We start from the raw sequence: 17,734 nt of genomic DNA on the forward strand, positions 1-17,734 counted from the left end.
GCGCGACATGTTCGAAGACCGGCTCCGGGGGATGCTGAAGCGCGGGATCCGCAAGGGCGCGCTGGAGGTTGTGTTCCCCTCCGGTCGGGAGGAGAGTTTCGGGGACGGCTCCGCCCCCGTCGCCCGCGTGCGCGTGGCGAGCGAGGCGGCGGCGCGGGCGGTCTGGCTCGACCCGTCGCTGCAATTCGCCGAGCAGTACATGGACGGGAACCTGATCGTGGAGCGGGGGGAGCTTTACGACTTCCTCGCTCTCGCGAAGAAGAACGGCGCCCGCGGCTTCGCCTCCGCCCCTGCGGCGATGCGGGAGGCGGGGCGCGCGCTGCACCGGATGCTGCGCCGGCATGTCCTCCCCGAACAGTCGAAGCGGAACGTCGCGCATCATTACGACCTCGACGAGCGGCTCTTCCGCCTCTTTCTCGATGCGGACCTGCAATATTCCTGCGCCTATTTCGAGACGGGGGAGGAAACGCTGGAGGAGGCGCAGCGGAAGAAGAAGCGGCATATTGCGGCGAAGATGCATCTGGAGCCCGGCCTCCGCGTGCTCGACATCGGCTGCGGCTGGGGCGGGATGGGGCTCTATCTCGCACAGGTCTCGGGCGCCGAGGTGCTCGGCGTCACGCTGGCGGAGGAGCAGCTTCGCGTCGCCAATGAACGCGCGGCGGCGGCGGGGATGGCGGACCGCGCGAAGTTCCGGCTGCAGGATTACAGGGAGGTGCAGGGGACTTTCGACCGGATCGTCTCCGTCGGCATGTTCGAACATGTCGGTCCGCACCATTTCGAGGAATATTTCCGGCAGATCGAACGGCTGCTGGCGCCCGGCGGCGTCGCCGTGATCCACTCCATTGTGCGGCAGAAGCCGAACCGCGCGGACCCGCCCTTCGTCGAGAAATACATCTTCCCGAACGGCCATATCCCGAGCCTCGGGGAGACGTTCCCGGCCATCGAGAAGACGAAGCTGCTGGTGAAGGACGTCGAGATTCTGACCATGCACTACGCCGACACGCTGAGGGACTGGCGGCGGCGGTTCCACGAGAACCGGGAGGAGGCGCTGAAGCTCTATGACGAGCGCTTCTTCCGGATGTGGGACCTCTACCTCATCACCTCGGAAATCAGCTTCCGCTTCGGCAAGCTGGCGAATTTCCAGATCATCCTGACCAAGCGGCATGACGAGGCGCCCCGCTCCCGCGCCTTCATCGGGGAGGCGGAGGCGCGGCTCGAAGCGGCCGAGCGGGCGGCGGGGATCGCGGCGTGAAGGGCGCGGTCAAGCCCGTCGTCCTCTGCATCCTCGACGGCTGGGGCTGGCGGGAGGCGCGGGAGGCGAACGCCGTCGCGCAGGCGGAAACGCCGAACTGGGATTCGCTCGTCGCCGCCGCGCCGCCCGCCATGCTCGCCTGTTCCGGCCCCGATGTCGGCCTCCCCGAGGGGCAGATGGGGAATTCCGAGGTCGGGCACATGAACATCGGCGCGGGCCGCGTCGTCTGGATGGACCTGCCGAAGATCGACAAGGCCATCGCGGACGGGAGCTTCGCGGAGAACAAGGCGCTGCTCGACTTCGCCGCGCAGGTGAAGGCGGCGGGCGGGCGCGCGCATCTCATGGGCCTGATGAGCCCCGGCGGCGTCCACGCCCATCAGCGCCACATCGCGGCGGCGGCGAAGGCGCTGAAGGCGCTCGGCGTTCCCGTCCTCCTCCATCTCTTCACCGACGGGCGGGATACGCCGCCCGAGGCGGCGCCGGAATATCTTTCCGCCTTCCTCCCGGACCTTGGCGGCGCCGGCGAGATCGCCACCGTCTCGGGCCGCTTCTACGCCATGGACCGGGACAAGAGGTGGGACCGGGTGGAAGCCGCCTGGCGCGCCATCGTCCTCGGCGAGGGCGAGGCGGCGGAGACGGCGGCGGAGGCGCTGGGCGACGCCCGCGCCCGCGGCGAGACGGACGAATTCGTGACGCCGACCGTTATCGACGGCTACGAGGGCGCGCGGGAGGGGGACGGCGTGCTCTTCCTCAATTTCCGGGCGGACCGGGCGCGCGAACTCCTCTCCGCGCTCGGGGAGCCGGGCTTCGACGGATTCGACGCCTCCGCGCGCCCCGAATTTTCCGCCATGGCCGGCCTCGTCTCCTATTCGGAGCGGCATGACCGCTTCATGTCCGTCCTCTTCCCGGCGGAGCCGCTCGCCAACACGCTCGGCGAATGGGTGGCGAAGCAGGGCGGGGCGCAGCTGCGGCTGGCCGAGACGGAGAAATATCCGCATGTCACCTTCTTCCTGAACGGCGGGGAGGAGACGCCGAACGAGCGCGAGGCGCGCTTCATGGCGCCGAGCCCGAAGGTGCGGACCTATGACCTGAAGCCGGAAATGTCCGCCGCCGAGGTTTCGGGCGCGCTCGTCGCCGGGATCGAGGGCGGCGCGCATGACCTCGTCGTCGTGAACTTCGCCAACCCGGATATGGTGGGCCATACCGGCGACCTCCAGGCCGCGATCCGCGCCTGCGAGGCGGTGGACCGCGCGCTCGGCGCCGCGCTCGCGGCGCTGGAGCGGGCGGGGGGCGCGATGATCGTGACCGCCGATCACGGCAATTGCGAGATGATGGTCGACCCGGAAACCGGCGGCCCGCACACCGCGCACACGACGACGCCGGTCGCCGCCTTCCTCGCCGGCGTTCCCGGCGTTCGGCTCGAAGGGCCGGGGCGGCTCGCGGATATCGCGCCGACGCTGCTGGACCTCATGGGCCTGAAGCCGCCGCCGGAGATGACTGGGCGGAGCCTCCTCGCCCGATGATCCGTCTCGCACTCCTCCTCGCGCTGGCCTTCGCCGGCCCCGCGGCGGCGGACGAGGCGGCGGCGCAGCGCGCGGCGGAGATGCTGGAGCGGGCCGAGGCGCTCCTCTCCGCCGCCCGCTCGCCCGAAGAGCGGCTCGCCGCGCTCGGCCGCGCGGCGCAGGCGCGGGAGGCGGCGCTCGCCTCGCTCAGGGACGATCTTCGCGCGGGCGCCGGGCGGCGGGCGGAGATCGACGCCGCGCTCCGGGCGGAGGAGCGGCGGCTCCTCGCCGTCCTCTCCGCGCTGCAGCGGCTGGAGCGGGCGCCGCGCGCGGCGACGCTGGCGCATCCCGGCGGCCCGGTCGCCGCGGCGCGGGCGGAGATGAGCCTCGCCGCCTTCGCCCCGGAACTGGCGCGAGAGGCGGCGGCGCTGGCCGGGACGCTGAAGGAGATCGCCGCGATCGACGAAGCGCGCGAAGCGGCCGCCGAATCCGCCCGCGCCGCGCTCGCCGCGCTCCAGCGCACCCGCGGCGACCTCGCCGCCGCGATGCGGGAGGGGGCGGGCGCGGCGCCCGATCCGACCCTCGCCGAGCGTCTGAAAGGGGAGGCGGCGGCGCTCGCCGCCGGGGCGGAGACGCTGCGCGCCCTCGCCCGCTCCCTGCCGCCCTCCGGCCTCGCGGACCGGCCCCGCGCCGCCAGCTTCGCCGCCGCCCGCTCCCTGCCGCCGCCCGCGGAGGGCCCGCTCCGCCGCCGCTTCGGCGCGCCGGGCGCGGGCGGGCCGGCGGAAGGCGTGGAGGTCGCGACCGCGCCCTGGGCCGCGGTCTACGCCCCCTGGCCCAGCGCGGTGCGCTTCGCCGGCCCCTTCGGCGCCGAAGGCGCGGTGGTGATTCTGGAGCCGGACCCGGACATGCTGATCGTCCTCTCCGGCCTTTCCGGCGTCAGCGTCGCGGCGGGGGACATCGTGCCCGCGGGCGCGCCCGTCGGCGCGATGGGCGGCCCGGCGCCGGCCGCTGAAGAATTTTTGATCGCGGCGATGTCGGCGGTTGAAACCCTCCCCGCCGAAACGCTCTATATGGAGGTGAGACGAAGCGGCGCGCCGGCGGACCCGGCGATCTGGTTCGCATTCGATAACGAGGAAGGCGAGAGACCATGAAACAGGCGTTCATCGGCGTCATCGGCGGCGCGGCGCTCGGCGTCTTCGCGGCGACCCAGCTGACCCCCCCGCTCGTGGCGCAGGAGAACGGCGCCCGCAGCACCTATGAGCAGCTCGATCTCTTCGGCGACATTTTCGAGCGGGTGCGCAGCCAGTATGTCGACCAGGTGGACGAGGCGAAGCTGATCGAAAGCGCCATCAACGGCATGCTCGCCTCGCTCGACCCGCATTCGAGCTACCTGCCGCCCGAAAATTTCGAGGACATGCGCGTCCAGACCAAGGGCGAGTTCGGCGGGCTCGGCATCGAGGTCACGATGGAGAACGGCCTCGTGAAGGTCGTCGCCCCGATCGACGAGACGCCCGCCGCAAAGGCGGGCATCGAGGCGGGGGACTTCATCTCCGCGCTGGACGGGGAGCCGGTGCTCGGCCTCACCCTCGCCGAGGCGGTCGAGAGGATGCGCGGGCGCGTGGGCGAGGAGATCACGCTCACCATTCTCCGCGAGGGGCGGGAGGAGCCGTTCGAGATCTCCATCGTCCGCGACACGATCAAGATCCGCGCCGTGCGCGCGCGGGCGGAGGGGGATGTCGGCGTCATCCGCATCACCACCTTCAACGAGCAGACCTTCGACAATCTCGAATCCGGCATCGCCGAGGTGACGGCCGAGATCGGAGAGGACAGGATCAAGGGCTACGTGATCGACCTCCGGAACAATCCGGGCGGCCTGCTGAACCAGGCGATCTCCGTCTCCGACGCCTTCCTCGAGACGGGGGAGATCGTCTCCACCCGCGGGCGGAACACGGATGACAGCGAGCGCCACAACGCCGAGCCGGGGGACCTGACAGGCGGCAAGCCCATCGTCGTCCTCATCAACGGCGGCTCCGCCTCCGCCTCGGAGATCGTCGCGGGCGCGCTGCAGGATCATCGCCGCGCGATCATCGTGGGCGAGAAGAGCTTCGGGAAGGGCTCCGTGCAGACCATCATGCCGCTTTCGGGCCAGGGCGCGATGCGGCTGACGACGGCGCGCTACTACACGCCCTCCGGCCGCTCGATCCAGGCGCTCGGCATCGAGCCCGACATTCTTGTCGAGCAGCGGAAGTTCGAGGCCGAGCCGGAGGCGGCGGGGCCGCTCACCCGCCGCAGCGAGGCCGATCTCCGCGGCAGCCTCGAAAACCAGCTGACCGAGGAGGAACAGCAGCTCCTCAAGGAGGAGCGGGAGCGGCACGAGGCGACCGCGAAGCTGCGGGAGGACGATCTCCAGCTCGCCTATGCGCTGGACCTTCTCACCGGCCTCTCGGTCATCGCGCAGACGAAATGAGCGGGGCGGAAGCCGGGGCGGCGGCCTTCGCGTCGCTCCCCTACCGGCCCTGCGTCGGCCTCGTGCTGATGAACCGGGCCGGGGAGGTGTTCGCTGGGCGGCGGATCGACAATCCGGGCCCCGCCTGGCAGATGCCGCAGGGCGGGATCGACGAGGGGGAGACCCCGCGCGAGGCTGCGCTCCGCGAACTCGGGGAGGAGACGGGCCTCGATCCGGTGCGCGTCGCCGTGCTGGCCGAGACGGCGGGGTGGATTCCCTATGACCTGCCGGCGGACCTGATCCCGAAGCTCTGGGGCGGGCGGTTCCGCGGGCAGGAGCAGAAATGGTTCCTCCTCCGCTTCCTCGGCGCCGATTCCGAGGTGCGGATCGACGGGGAGCATCCCGAGTTCAGCGAATGGCGCTGGATGGCGCCCGAGGCGCTGATGGAGCGGATCGTGCCCTTCAAGCGGCAGGTCTACGAGGCGGTGTTCGGGGAATTCGCCGGGCTGGTCGGGCCCGGCTGAGGCCGCGACAACTCCGCCCGTGCGCCGGCCCCCGCGCCGCGCTAAGGCTGGCGCATGACGACGCTCGCCGACTTCGCCGCAGCCGTGGAGAGCCTCGAGGCCGTGAAGGCGCTCAAGTTCTCGCGCTGGGGCTATTCGCTGACGAACGCGGCGCATGTGCTCGGCATCGCGCTCCTCGTCGGCGCGATCCTGCCGCTCGACCTCCGGCTCCTCGGCGCCTGGCGGAGCGTGGACCGGGTCGCGCTGGCGCGGGTTCTCGTGCCCGTCGCGGCGACAGGTCTCCTCCTCGCCGTGGCGGCGGGGGTGGTGCTCTTCTCCGTCCGGGCGCCGCATTACGTGAAGGTCGATCTCCTCGCCTGGAAGCTCGGGCTGATCGTGACGGGGGCGACGCTGGCGCTGGTCTTCCATGCGCGCGCCGGGCTCTGGGTCGAGCGGGCGGGGCCGGGGCAGGCGGCGTTCCACGGCGCGGCCTCGCTCGTCTGCTGGCTCGGCGCGCTTCTCTGCGGTCGTCTGATCGCCTATTTTCCGGGTTGAAACGGGAGGCACCGATGAAGATCACCCGCCGCGCCGCGCTCCTCGCGCTCGCCGCCGCGCCCGCCGCGGCGCATCACGGCTTCATGCAATGGGACTACGAGAACCCCGTCTTCATCGAGGGCTGGGTCTCGAAGGAGATGGACGGGTTCCCGCACTGGGAGATCTGGGTCCGGGTCGAGGGGAAGGACTGGGAGGTCGATGTCGGCGACCAGTTCGTGCTGGAGAAGGCCGGGCTCTCCGCTGACGGGAAGGAATTCCGGATGCGGCGGGAGATTCGCGTTGAGGGTTACAGGCCGATGGACAAGTCGGTGCTCCGCATCCTTCCGCGGCGGATCATTTTCGACGGCGGCGACGAGGCCTACGACATCGTGGTCGAGGGCTGAGGCGCGGCCCGGGCTGCTCCGGCCTCGCGCGGGTTTGGCCGGGGCAACGCGGTCCGCGCTCCCCTTGGCCCGGGCGACCAGCCCGGGCCGCGGCCTCCCTCCCGCCAGGGAGGCCGCATCGCGACGGTTCGGGACGTGCAACCGTCGAAGTCCCTGACGACATAAACCGCTGAAACCACTCGCTTCGAGGCGTCGTCCCGAGGGAGCCCGCGGCCCTCCGCGCGCCGCCCGGCCCGCGGATGGCCCCGGTTTCGCGCGGCCCGCTTCGTCAGCCCGGCGCCTCGCCAAGCCTGTCGAGAAACGACAATTGCGGGGCGGGGGGCGCCGGTGGCGGCGCGAAGAGGTCCTCCCTCAGCGGCGGCGCCGGCCGGTCCAGCCCCGCCTCCCGCGCCGCGCGGGCGAAGCGGCGGCGGATGAGGTCCGCGAGCGGGCCCTGCCCGGCGAGGCGCTTGCCCCATTCCGGGTCGTAGTCCCTGCCGCCATGCAGGTCCCGCACCTGGCGCATGACGCGCGCCGCACGGTCCGGAAACGCCGCCTCCAGCCATTCGACGAAAAGGTCCCGCACTTCGAGCGGCAGGCGGAGCACGACATAGCCCGCGCTCTTCGCACCGGAGGCGGCGGCGGCCTTCAGCAGGCTTTCGATCTCGTGGTCGTTGATCGCGGGGATGAGCGGGGCGGTCATCACGCCGACCGGGCAACCGGCGGCGGCGAGGCGGCGCATCGCCCAGAGCCGCCGAGCGGGCTGCGCCGCGCGCGGCTCCATCCGGGCGGAAAGCGCCGGGTCCAATGTCGTGAGCGAGAGCGAGACGCGGGCGAGGCCGCGCCGCCCCATCGGGCCGAGAATGTCCGCATCCCGCGCCACGAGCGCGGATTTCGTGACGATGGCGACGGGATGGGAGAATTCGGAAAGGACTTCGAGCACCCCGCGCATGATCCGCTGCGTCTTCTCGACCGGCTGGTAAGGGTCCGTGTTCGTGCCGATGGCGAGGGTCTTCGGCCGGTATCCGGGGCGGGAGAGGGCGCGGCGGAGGAGCGCGGGGGCGTCAGGCTTCACGGTGATCTTCGTCTCGAAATCGAGGCCGGGCGAGAGGCCGAGCCAGGCGTGGGTCGGCCGCGCGAAGCAATAGACGCAGCCATGCTCGCAGCCCCGGTAGGGGTTGAGCGACCGCTCGAAATTCAGGTCCGGCGAGACGACGCGGGAGATGACGCTCTTCGAGCGGTCGATCGTGAGTTCGGTGCGGAGCCGGGGCGGCTCGCCCTCCTCTTCCTGCGCCCAGCCGTCATCCTCCGCCATGCGCGAAAGATCGAACCGCCCGGAGCGGTTCGAGACCGCCCCGCGCCCCTTCGCCATGCCGTTCCGATTCGGTGCATTCATGAGGAACAATATAGGAACATTCCGCCCGCGGCGCGAGAGGGAGTCAGGGCCCATCGGCCGCCTGAAACAATCGATCACGAGTTTATTCGTTTGGAATCAAGGCTCCGATGCCGATTTCCATGGAAATCCCGAAATCAGGGATTGAGCGCCGCATTCCGCGCTCAAGCAGCGCGAAGCGCGGTAGCGCAAACAAAGATGGTGACTCCGGATGGATTCGAACCATCGACCTGCCGCTTAGGAGGCGGCCGCTCTATCCCCTGAGCTACGGAGCCGGCGCGGCGGAAACTACAGGCTCGGGCGCGAAAGGCAACCGCCCCTCAGATGTCCAGCATCTCCGCGAAGCGGGCGTTCTCCTGGATATAGTCGAACCGCGCCTCCGGCTTCTTCCCCATCAGCCGTTCCACAAGGTCCGCCGTCTCCCCCGGCTCGTCGTCGTCGATGGCGACGCGGATGAGGGTGCGGGTGGCCGGGTCCATCGTGGTGGACTTCAGGTCCTTCGCGTCCATCTCTCCGAGGCCCTTGAACCGGCTCACGTCGATCCGGCCGCGGCCCGTGAAGGCGGTCTTCATCAGCCGGTCCCGCTCCGCCTCGTCCTTGGCGTAGACCGACTTTCCGCCCTGGGTCAGCCGGAAGAGCGGCGGCTGCGCGAGGAAGAGGCGGCCATTGTCCACCAGCGGGCGCATCTGGGTGAAGAAGAAGGTCATCAGGAGCGCGGCGATATGCGCCCCGTCGACATCCGCGTCCGTCATGATGATGACGCGCTCGTAGCGCAGGTCCTCGTCGTCATAGCGGGAGCCGAGGCCGACGCCGAGCGCGAGGGCGAGGTCCGCGATCTCCTGGTTCTGGCCGAGCTTGGAGGAGGCGGCGCCGAGCACGTTCAGGATCTTGCCGCGAAGGGGGAGGAGCGCCTGGTTCCGCCGGTCCCGCGCCATCTTGGCGGAGCCGCCCGCGCTGTCCCCCTCGACGAGGAAGACTTCCGTGCCCTTTCGGTCGGTCGCGGAGCAATCGACGAGCTTGCCGGGGAGGCGGAGCTTCTTCGTCGCGGTCTTCCGCGCCGTCTCCTTCTCCTTCCGCCGCCGCTGCCGCTCCTCCGCCCGCTCGATGAAGGTCTCGATCAGGGCGCCGGCGGATTTCGGGTCGGCGGCGAGCCAGTTGTCCCAATGATCGCGCACCGCGCCCTCGACGAGGCGCTGCGCCTCCACGGTCGAGAGACGGTCCTTGGTCTGGCCCACGAAGTCCGGGTCCCGGATGAAGGCGGAGATCATGGCGCAGCCCTGCGCGAACACGTCCTCCCCCGTGATCTGCGCGGCGCGGCGGTTGCCCGTGAGCTCCCCATAGGCGCGGGCGCCCTTGGCGAGGGCCGCGCGAAAGCCGGCTTCGTGCGTGCCGCCCTCGGGCGTCGGCACCGTGTTGCAATAGGAGGAGACGAAAGCGTCCCGCATCGGGGTCCAGTGGATCGCCCATTCGACGGAGCCAGGCGTGCCCGCGAACTTTTCCGCGAACTCGACCTTGCCGGCGAAGGGCAGCGCCGTTTCCGTCGCCACGCCCTTCAGGGTCGCGCCGAGAAAATCGGCGAGGCCGCCGGGGAAATGGAACACGTCCTCAGCCGGCGTCTCGTCCTGGATCAGCGCGGCGGCGCAGCGCCAGCGGATCTCGACCCCGCGGAAGAGGTAGGCCTTGGAGCGCGCCATCTTCCAGAGCCGCGCCGGCTTCAGCGCCGCGCGGGGGCCGAAGATTTCGGCGTCGGGGTGGAAGGTCACGGTCGTCCCCCGCCGGTTCGGCGCCGCGCCGACGCGGGCGAGTGGGGCGAGCGGGGCGCCGCGGGAGAAATCCTGCCGCCAGAGCGTCCTGTCCCGTGCGACCTCTACCTCCAGCCGGTCGGAGAGCGCGTTCACGACGGAGATGCCGACGCCGTGGAGCCCGCCCGAAGTCTCGTAGGCCTTGCCGGAGAACTTGCCGCCGGAATGGAGCGTGGTGAGGATCACCTCGAGCGCGGACTTGCCGGGAAAGCGCGGATGAGGGTCCACCGGGATGCCGCGGCCGTTATCCGAGATGCGGCAGGCGCCGTCCTCCAGCAGCTCGATCTCGATACGGCTGGCATGGCCCGCGACCGCCTCGTCCATCGAATTGTCCAGCACCTCGGCGACGAGATGATGGAGCGCGCGCTCGTCCGTCCCGCCGATATACATGCCGGGGCGCTTGCGGACGGGCTCCAGCCCCTCCAGCACCTCGATGGCGGAGGCGTCATAGGCTTTCGATGCGGCGTCCTCGGCGGCGAAGAGGTCCTTCGCGGCCTGGCTTCCCGGGGCGGCGGCCATTGGGCTCATCCTGTTCTGCTCGACGGTCCGGGATAATGCGCCGGGAGCGCGGCGTGATCAATGGCGGGCGATGTTGAGGCGAAGGAGGTCGTTCCACCGCTCCGGCGCCATCCAGCGGAGGTTCGGCCGCTGGGCCGCGACCATCGAGGCCTTCGCGTTGCCCTCGATCAGCCAGACGCGCTCCGCCGTCGGCGCAAGGTCCCATCCGCAATAGGCGTAGTCGGGGAAGGCCGTATCATGCGCCGCGACGGCGAGGTCCACGATCTCCCGGAAGCGGGGCAGGGGGCGGCCGCGGAAGAGGACGCCGTTGGCCGGGTTCCGCTCGTGCATTCTCGATTGCGCGCGGCCCGTCCCGATGGTGAGCAGCCCCGTCTGCGGCTCGACGCCGACATGGATGCCGACGCCGGCGCCGTTGTCCGCCAGCGCCTCCGGCACGGTCGAGAGCTTCAGCGCGACGGAGACGATTTCCGCCCGCCGCGCCTCGTTCAGGATCGTGTAGACGCGCACGGTGGAGAGCGCCTTTAGCGTCACGTCGGCGATGTCGGGATGCGAGCGGAGCCGGTCCTGCGCGATCCAGTCCGCCTTCGCGCCCGCGTCGCACCGGAGGCGGACTTCGAGGGCGGGGAGGCCATCATGACCGGAAGCGGAGACAACGCCGACGCCGAAGCCGCCCGTCCCGAACATCGGCTTCACGAAAAGCTCCGGCGCCTCGGGGAATGAGCGCGCCTCGATCCGGCCCTTGCGGCAGATCGCGCGAAGCGGGGGATGGGGCAGGCCGTGGCGGGCGCAGCGGGCGGCGAAGGCCGCCTTGTCGTCCATCTCGCAGGTCCCGTTCCAGTATTGCGGGTTGAGCCTCCGGCTGATCGCCGCCTCCTCGAACCGGCGGACATAGAGCGCGGCCTCGGCCTCGGTCTTCAGGTCCTGCACGATCGCGTCCCTCGGGTCGAGGAAGCGGGCGCGGCTGAGCGCCAGCACCGCGGCGGCGCGGTCGGGCGGCAGGGCGTGCGCCCTCGCCAGCGATCGCGCGCGGCCGGGGAGCCAGGCGAGGAAGGCGAGGCGCGTCAGCCGGAAAAAGAGGCGGCGGAGCGGCCCCGCCTCGCGCCAGATCGCGGCGTAGACGTCATGGAGCCCGGCTGCGGCGAGAAAGGGCGGCTCCGCGCCCGCCGGCGCGCGGGGGAAGACGAGCGGCGTCTTCTTGAGGAAATACCAGAAGCGGTTGTGCGCGCGGATCATGTCCGCGGCTCATTCTCCGATTCCGGTCACGCTTTCGTGACGGTTTCCGGCGGCGGCAGCGGCTCCGGCGCCCGGGCGGCGCCCGCCTTCGCGTCCCGCAGCGCGAGGAGGACGGCGCCGGCGACGATGAGCCCCGCCCCGGCGAAGGAAAGCGCGGTCGGGATCGTGCCGAACCAGAGCGCGTCATAGAGCGCGGCGAAGACGAGCGTGGCGTAGAAGAACGGGGTGGCGAAGCTGGCGTCCGTCACCTTCAGCGTCGCCATGAACAGCGCCTGCGCCGTCACCATCGTCCAGCCGACAAGCGCCATCATGACAAGCTCCGCCGCCGAGGGCAGGCGCCAGACGAAGGCGGCGGCGAGGAGGGCGACGGCCGCGCCGAGGAGGTTGGTGCAGAAGAGCATCCTCAGCACCCCCTCCCGCCGCGCCAGGAGCTTGGCGAAGATGATCTCCACCGCCATGAAGAGCGCGGCGGCGAGGGCGATGAGCGCGCCCGGCTCGGTCGCGCCCGAGCCGGGGCGGATGAGGAGCGCGCCGCCCGCCAGCGCCACCGCGGCGGCGGCCCAGCGCACCTTCCCCACCCGCTCCCCCAGGAAGAGGATGGCGAGGATCATCGCGAAGACCGGGTTGAGGAAGCTGATCGCCGTCGCGTCCGCCAGCGGGATCATCGCCGCTGCGGCGAAGAGCCCGGTGACGCCGGCCCAGCCGAAGACGGAACGGCCGGCATAGAGCCCCCAGGGCGCGCCGGAGAGCCCCTGCCGCCGCCAGAGCATGAGGACGGAAAGCGCCAGCAGCGCGAAGCCGTAGCGGCCGAGCACGATCTCGAACGGGTGCATCGGCTCGCCGCCCCATTCCTCCCCGATCCCGCGCCCCAGAGCCTTCGCGAGGAAGGTTGAGAGCGCGACGAAGGCGCAGCAGAGCGTCATGTAGAGCGCGGCGCGGAGCGGCGGGGACAGGGCGATCATCGCCCGCCCTTGCGCCCGGCGGCGCGATTCGTCCAGCGGATCAGCCGCAGAACCCGGCGATGAGGCGGCAAACCTCGTCCGGCTTCTGGTGGTGGAGCCAATGGTCCGCCCCCGCGACCTCGACGCGGCGGAGATCGTCGCAGAGCGCCTCCAGCCCCTCCGTCGCGGCGGGGAGGAGCGCCCTGTCCCCCGTCCCCCAGATCAGGAGATGGGGCATGCGGATGCGGAGCCGCGCCGGGTCGAGCGGGAGGAGCGCCGAGTCGGGCAGGGGCGCGCCGGCGTCGGCCACTTTCAGCGGCGTCGCGCGATACCAGTTCAGCATCCCCGTCAGCGCGCCGGGCTCCGCCCAGGCCGCGCGGTAGCGGGCGAGGCGGTCTCCGGCGAGCCAGGAGAGGTCCATGCCCTCGGCGAAGAGCTTCTCCAACTTCGCGAAATCGTCGGCGGAGAGCCGCGCCTCCGCCTCCGGCGACCGGAGATAGTGGAAATATTGCGAGGCGGCGGATTGCGCGCCGCCCGCCGCCAGCGCCCGCTGGAAGGGGATCGGATGCGCGCCGTTCATGATGACGAGCCGCTCCATAAGCTCCGGGCGGGCGATGGCGAGGGCGTAGGCGACGGAGGCGCCCCAGTCATGCCCGACCACGGCGCGCGCCTTCGGCGCGAAATGCGTCAGGACCGCCGCCGCGTCCCCCGCCAGCTTGCCGGCGGCGTAGTCCTTCACATCGGCGGGCTTCGAGGAGCGGCCATAGCCGCGCTGGTCCGGCGCGACGAGATGGAAGCTTCCGGCGAGCCGCTCCAGCACCTCCTCCCACGCTCCGGAATATTCCGGGAAGCCGTGGAGGAGAAGGAGGAGCGGCGCGCCCGGCTCCCCGGCTTCGAGGCAATGGAAGCGGAGGCCCTGATGGGCGATTTTGGTCTCTCGGATCACCGGAGGAGGATCGGCCGGCGCGCGGGGCCAGTCAATCGCCCGCACGGCGTCAGAGCCCGCCCGCGTCCAGCACGTCTGCGAAGCCTTCCGCCTCGATCTGCCCCTCTCCGGGCCGGTTGCGCACGGCGGCGAGGCTGGCGAGGCCCGTCGCCTCCGCCGCCGCCATCAGCGCGGCGTGGGCGCGCGGCGCGTGAACGCCGTGGACGAGCCAGATGAGGTAGAGCACGGCGAAGCCGTAATTGGCCCATGCGGCGACAAGGAACAGCGCCTGGCCCGCCAGCGTCTCGAACCGCGCGAAGAGCGAGAGGTCGAGGCTGAGCGGCACCTCCGCCGCATCGCCCCCTTCCGCCATCACGGCGAGGTTCAGCGCCGTGGCGGCGAGGCTGACGAGGAAGAGCGCGAGGAAGGGCAGGGCGAGGAGCCCGCGCCCGACCGTCGCCCACGCCGCGCGGCGGAGCGCCGCGCCATCAAGCCGGCAGGTGATGCGGAGGCCGGCGACCCGCCGCGCCTCCATGAAGGCGTTGAGCTCCGCCGCCCGGTACCCGCACCAGAGCGCGTAGAGTAAGGCGGCGGCGAGCGCGGCGGCGAGCGGATAGAGCACGCGCATCATGTCGAGCCGCGTCTCGCCCCAGGCGACGACGAAGCCGAAATTGCGGATCAACGCGAGAAAGGCGAAGGCGGCGAGCGCGCCGAACCACACCATCGCCCACGGGCGGAAAAGGGGCGCGGCCCGCCCTTCGAACCGGAACGGCGCGTCGCCATAGCGCATCCGCTCCGTCATCCGCCGCTCCCGCGCCATCCGGAGCCAGGGGCGGGAGAGGCCGAGCGTCAGGACCATGAGCAGCGCATGGCGCGCCCAGAGCAGCACGAACCCGCCCGCGCCCCGCTCCATCCCGAAGCGCACGCCGCGCCAGCGGGTGCGGAGCAGCCGGTAGCGCCGCGCCCGGTATTTCGCGAATTCCAGCACCGGCAGCACGGCGAGCGCCGTGAGCCCGACCGCCGCGGGCGGAGAGACCGCGCCGAAGAGCCGGAGCGAGAGCCAGGAGAGCGCGAGGTTGAAGCCGAGAATCGCAAGGCCGAGCAGGATCACGACCATCACGGAGCCGCGCAGCATCTCCCCCGCCGTTCCGTCATATTCGAACGGGTCGCCGCCGAGCGTCGTCCGCCCCCAGAAGAGCCGGCGCTGCGCCGTCTTGAACCAGAAGCGCCCGAGCCCGAAGGTGAATGCGGAAAGCGCGCCCCAGCGCAGCGTCACGCGCGTGACCTCGCCCGCGTCGGGCGAGAAGGCGAACCGGGCCGTATCGTTCTCCATGCGCTTTCCGCTCCTCCGCCCCACCTAAGCCCGTAGGGCGGGGGAGGGAAAGGGCGCCTCACGCTCCGCGCGTCGCCGCGCCGATCCGGGCGATGAGCGCTGCGGCGACCTCGCGCGCCGTCTCCGCGATCTCCTCATAGGCCGGGGCGCGCCCGGCGCTCTTGCGCCAGACGAGGCCGATCGTGCGATAGGGCGCGCCGAAGGCGAAGCGGCGCACGACGACCTCGCTCCCTTCCCGGATCTCGGAATGGGCGTAGAGCGCGGGCAGGATCGTGACGCCCATCCCCATCCCCGCCATCTGGCGGAGCGCGTCGAGGCTCGTGCCCTCATAGTCGCGGTTCAGCCGCGCGCCGTGGGCGCGCGCCAGCGCCTCGATCTGGTCATGGAGGTGAAAGGCGGGGGAGAGGGAGAGAACCTCGAGCCCGGCCAGATCCTCCGAGGCGATGCGCCGCTTCGCCGCCAGCGGGTGATCGGCCGCGACGGCGAGATAGAGCGGCTCGCGGAAGAGCGGCCGCGCCTCCAGCTCCGCCCCCGCGGCGGGAAGCTGGGCGAGGATCACGTCGTGCACGCCCTCCGCCAGCTCCCGCTCCAGCACGCGGGGCGGCGCCTCCCGGATATAGAGCTTCAGCGCGCGGCGCTTCGCATGGAGCGCCGCGACGACATGAGGCAGGAGATAGGGGCCGAGCGTCGGCTTTGCGCCGAGGCGGATCGCGCCCACCGGCCCCTCCCGCGCCGCGGCGGCGAGGTCCGCCACGCCCTGCGCGGCCTCCAGCGCGATGCGGGCGCGGGCGACGACCTCCCGCCCCACCGGCGTCAGCGTCGCCCCCGCGCCGCCGCGCTCCACGAGCCGGACGCCGAGCGCCTCCTCCAGCGCCTCGATCTGCGCGCTGAGCGAAGGCTGGCTGACGCCGCAGCGCTCCGCCGCGCGGCGGAAATGCCCGGTTTCCGCCAGCGCGACGAGGCGGCGGAGCTGTTTCAGCGTGATCTTCCCGGCGTCCATCCCCATCCCCCCGGCCGTCTCCGAGGGAGATAGGATTTTCCTATCAGGATTTCATCTCCGATCATGTTTTTCGCGCGCGACCGGCGCCCATATTCCTAGGGTCCGACAAAGAACAGGAGGTTCCGCCATGACCCCGCATGACGATGACGATCCGACCCCGCCGCGCGTCGGCGCACTGCGCGCCCGCCGCGCCCGCATCGATGCGGAGATCGCGGCGGAAGTTCGACGCCCGGCGCCGGACGCGCTCCGGCTCCAGGAGTTGAAGCGGCGTCGGCTGAAGGCGAAGGACGAGATGGCGGGCGTTTTCCGCACCCTTTCCCGCCCCGATCAGCTGCCCGCGGCGTGAAGGGGGCGGCGATGACCTTCAGCTTCTTCGGTTACGTCCCCCCGCTCGCTCCCGCGCGTGAGGCTTCCCGCCTCACGGGTTCGGGCGCGGGCGTCGACGAATGGATGGCGGAGCACGGGCTCCGCGCCAAGACGCGCGAACGCGAGGCGGAGGCCCCCCGCGCCGAAGCCGCGTGAGCGCAGGGTCGCCGGCCGTCCCCTCCGGTCGGCGACCTACCTTCCGAGCGGGTCCCTGAGGCCGCCCATGAGCTTGGGGTCGAACGGGCAGCGGGTGAGGTTCTCCACCCCCGCCTCCGTGATCATCACCTGATCCTCCAGCTTGATCCCGAAGCCGCCGCCGACGCGGCCGAGATAGCTTTCGGAACAGAGGAACATCCCCGGCTCCAGCGGCGAGTCGAATTCGCCGTCCACCCAGAGATCGGGATACTTCACCAGCGGCCACTCGTCGCAAAGCCCGACGCCATGCATGACGCAGCCGTATTTCAGCGCCTGGAATTCCGGCGGCATCGGCCGCGTCGCCATCGAGACCTCGCGGAGCGTCATGCCCGGCTTCAGCAGGGACCAGTTCTCCCAGACCTGCATCCACGCTTCCTGGTGCGTCTCCACCATTTCGCGCGTCGGCTCCGCGTCCCCCACGATCCAGGTGCGGGAAATGTCCACGCACATGCCGTAGCAGCCGATGAGGTCGGTGTCCCAGGCGAGGATGTCTCCCTCCGCGATCACGCGCGGCCCGCATTCCTGGAACCAGGGGTTCGTCCGCGGGCCGGAGGACAGGAGCCGCGTCTCGATCCATTCGCCGCCGCGGCGGATGTTCTCCGCATGGAGCACGGCCCAGACGTCATTCTCCGTCATGCCGGGCCGCATCGCGCGGCGCATCTCCGCCAGCGCCTGCTCGCAGGCGTGCTGGGCGCAGCGGAGCGCGGCGATCTCGTCCGGCCCCTTCACCGCGCGGGTCTTCTCCATCACTTCCTCGCCGTCCGACAGCCCGATGCCGCACGCGGCGAGGGCGGCGTGGCCGACCGGCATCATCTTGTCCACGGCGAGGCGGCGGCCGCGGCCGCATTCCCGCGCCATGATCCCTTCCACCGCCTTCGCGAAGTCGGCGGCGACCTCGGGCGTCCTGTCCCCGTAGTTGAAGTAGAAGAGGCCGGCGCCGTTCAGGATCTCCTTCACGAGCGGATTATGCGCCGCGAGATGGTCGAGCCCCTTGTATTCCCAGAGCGCGACATGGCCGGAGGCCGTGACCATACAGGCGCGGAACGGGTTGTGCGTGTTCCAGAGCTGCATGTTCGGCGCATCCGTGGCGTAGCGGATGTTGAGCGGGTCGGTCAGCAGAACCGCGTCGAGCCCCCGCGCCTCCAGCGCCGCGACGATCCGGTCGCGCCGGTGGAGCCGCATCCGCGGCAGGTCGGGGCATTCGATCCCCGCCGCCGCCCATTCGACATAGGCGAGCTTCGTCGGCCCGATCTCCACCCGGTCGTTGTCATCCGGCGTCATGTCGGGCCTGAGCCCGGGCGTGATTTTCCGCCGTTCGGCGAAGTGGCTTTCGGTGATGTGGCGGTTCATCGGGGGCGCTCCGGCGGGTGACGCGAAAGTGAGCGCGAGAAAGCGGCGGCGCGCTCG

Annotated in this window: 17 protein-coding genes and 1 tRNA gene; 9 read left to right on the forward strand and 9 right to left on the reverse strand. The window is 71.2% G+C overall.

What is annotated here, in order from left to right; translation table 11 throughout:
• Positions 1–7: 7 nt before the first annotated feature.
• From ACE37J_RS03160 to ACE37J_RS03190, 7 genes are read left to right on the forward strand one after another with little or no spacing between them, the layout of a single operon-like run.
• Positions 8–1,252, forward strand: a complete 1,245-nt coding sequence (locus tag ACE37J_RS03160) for a class I SAM-dependent methyltransferase (RefSeq protein ID WP_409706899.1) — start codon at positions 8–10, stop codon at positions 1,250–1,252.
• Entirely contained in the window at positions 1,249–2,775 is a 1,527-nt protein-coding gene (gene gpmI, locus ACE37J_RS03165; RefSeq protein ID WP_409706902.1) for a 2,3-bisphosphoglycerate-independent phosphoglycerate mutase, read from the forward strand. The genes ACE37J_RS03160 and gpmI overlap by 4 nt, the downstream gene beginning before the upstream one ends.
• Positions 2,772–3,905 carry a murein hydrolase activator EnvC family protein gene (locus ACE37J_RS03170; protein ID WP_409706905.1) on the forward strand — a complete coding sequence of 378 codons (1,134 nt, stop codon included), beginning with the start codon at positions 2,772–2,774 and terminating at the stop codon, positions 3,903–3,905. Before gpmI ends, ACE37J_RS03170 begins: the two co-directional genes overlap by 4 nt.
• Positions 3,902–5,221 (forward strand): S41 family peptidase, encoded by a 1,320-nt coding sequence (locus ACE37J_RS03175; RefSeq protein WP_409706908.1) that lies wholly within the window; start codon positions 3,902–3,904, stop codon positions 5,219–5,221. Before ACE37J_RS03170 ends, ACE37J_RS03175 begins: the two co-directional genes overlap by 4 nt.
• On the forward strand, positions 5,218–5,724 hold the full coding sequence (locus ACE37J_RS03180; protein WP_409706911.1) for an RNA pyrophosphohydrolase: 507 nt from the start codon (positions 5,218–5,220) through the stop codon (positions 5,722–5,724). The genes ACE37J_RS03175 and ACE37J_RS03180 overlap by 4 nt, the downstream gene beginning before the upstream one ends.
• Positions 5,725–5,778: 54 nt before the next feature.
• Positions 5,779–6,258: a DUF2214 domain-containing protein gene (locus tag ACE37J_RS03185; protein ID WP_409706914.1), complete on the forward strand. Its 480-nt coding sequence runs from the start codon at positions 5,779–5,781 to the stop codon at positions 6,256–6,258.
• Positions 6,259–6,272: 14 nt separating this feature from the next.
• Positions 6,273–6,641 (forward strand): DUF6152 family protein, encoded by a 369-nt coding sequence (locus tag ACE37J_RS03190; RefSeq protein WP_409706917.1) that lies wholly within the window; start codon positions 6,273–6,275, stop codon positions 6,639–6,641.
• 268 nt (positions 6,642–6,909) lie between these two features.
• On the opposite strand, the gene ACE37J_RS03195 is transcribed toward ACE37J_RS03190, so the two are convergent.
• The 8 genes from ACE37J_RS03195 to ACE37J_RS03230 form a co-directional block, all read right to left on the reverse strand.
• Positions 6,910–7,992 carry a PA0069 family radical SAM protein gene (locus ACE37J_RS03195; protein WP_409706920.1) on the reverse strand — a complete coding sequence of 361 codons (1,083 nt, stop codon included), beginning with the start codon at positions 7,990–7,992 and terminating at the stop codon, positions 6,910–6,912.
• 220 nt (positions 7,993–8,212) lie between these two features.
• Positions 8,213–8,288: transfer RNA gene (locus ACE37J_RS03200), tRNA-Arg, on the reverse strand.
• Between the two features lie 45 nt (positions 8,289–8,333).
• Entirely contained in the window at positions 8,334–10,334 is a 2,001-nt protein-coding gene (parE, locus tag ACE37J_RS03205; RefSeq protein ID WP_409706923.1) for a DNA topoisomerase IV subunit B, read from the reverse strand.
• Between the two features lie 57 nt (positions 10,335–10,391).
• Positions 10,392–11,567, reverse strand: coding sequence for a sugar-transfer associated ATP-grasp domain-containing protein (locus ACE37J_RS03210; RefSeq protein WP_409706927.1), 1,176 nt, complete (start codon positions 11,565–11,567; stop codon positions 10,392–10,394).
• A gap of 26 nt (positions 11,568–11,593) precedes the next feature.
• Positions 11,594–12,529 (reverse strand): DMT family transporter, encoded by a 936-nt coding sequence (locus ACE37J_RS03215; protein ID WP_409706930.1) that lies wholly within the window; start codon positions 12,527–12,529, stop codon positions 11,594–11,596.
• A gap of 40 nt (positions 12,530–12,569) precedes the next feature.
• A complete protein-coding gene (locus ACE37J_RS03220; protein WP_409706933.1) occupies positions 12,570–13,454 on the reverse strand; it encodes an alpha/beta fold hydrolase in 885 nt (294 codons plus the stop codon).
• Between the two features lie 49 nt (positions 13,455–13,503).
• Entirely contained in the window at positions 13,504–14,766 is a 1,263-nt protein-coding gene (locus tag ACE37J_RS03225) for a DUF898 family protein (RefSeq protein ID WP_409706936.1), read from the reverse strand.
• 58 nt (positions 14,767–14,824) lie between these two features.
• Positions 14,825–15,766: a hydrogen peroxide-inducible genes activator gene (locus tag ACE37J_RS03230; RefSeq protein ID WP_409706939.1), complete on the reverse strand. Its 942-nt coding sequence runs from the start codon at positions 15,764–15,766 to the stop codon at positions 14,825–14,827.
• A 127-nt stretch (positions 15,767–15,893) separates the two neighbouring features.
• Between ACE37J_RS03230 and ACE37J_RS03235 the strand changes: the two genes are divergently transcribed.
• Both ACE37J_RS03235 and ACE37J_RS03240 read left to right on the forward strand, forming a co-directional pair.
• Entirely contained in the window at positions 15,894–16,112 is a 219-nt protein-coding gene (locus tag ACE37J_RS03235) for a YdcH family protein (RefSeq protein WP_409706942.1), read from the forward strand.
• 11 nt (positions 16,113–16,123) lie between these two features.
• The gene (locus tag ACE37J_RS03240; protein ID WP_409706945.1) at positions 16,124–16,288 is read left to right on the forward strand and encodes a hypothetical protein; all 165 of its coding nucleotides are present in this window, start codon (positions 16,124–16,126) and stop codon (positions 16,286–16,288) included.
• Between the two features lie 36 nt (positions 16,289–16,324).
• Here ACE37J_RS03240 and dddP read toward each other — a convergent pair whose 3' ends face one another.
• A complete protein-coding gene (gene dddP / locus ACE37J_RS03245) occupies positions 16,325–17,677 on the reverse strand; it encodes a dimethylsulfonioproprionate lyase DddP (protein ID WP_409706948.1) in 1,353 nt (450 codons plus the stop codon).
• Positions 17,678–17,734: the final 57 nt, after the last annotated feature.

The organism is Pikeienuella sp. (assembly GCF_046290545.1).
Taxonomy (GTDB): domain Bacteria; phylum Pseudomonadota; class Alphaproteobacteria; order Rhodobacterales; family Rhodobacteraceae; genus Pikeienuella.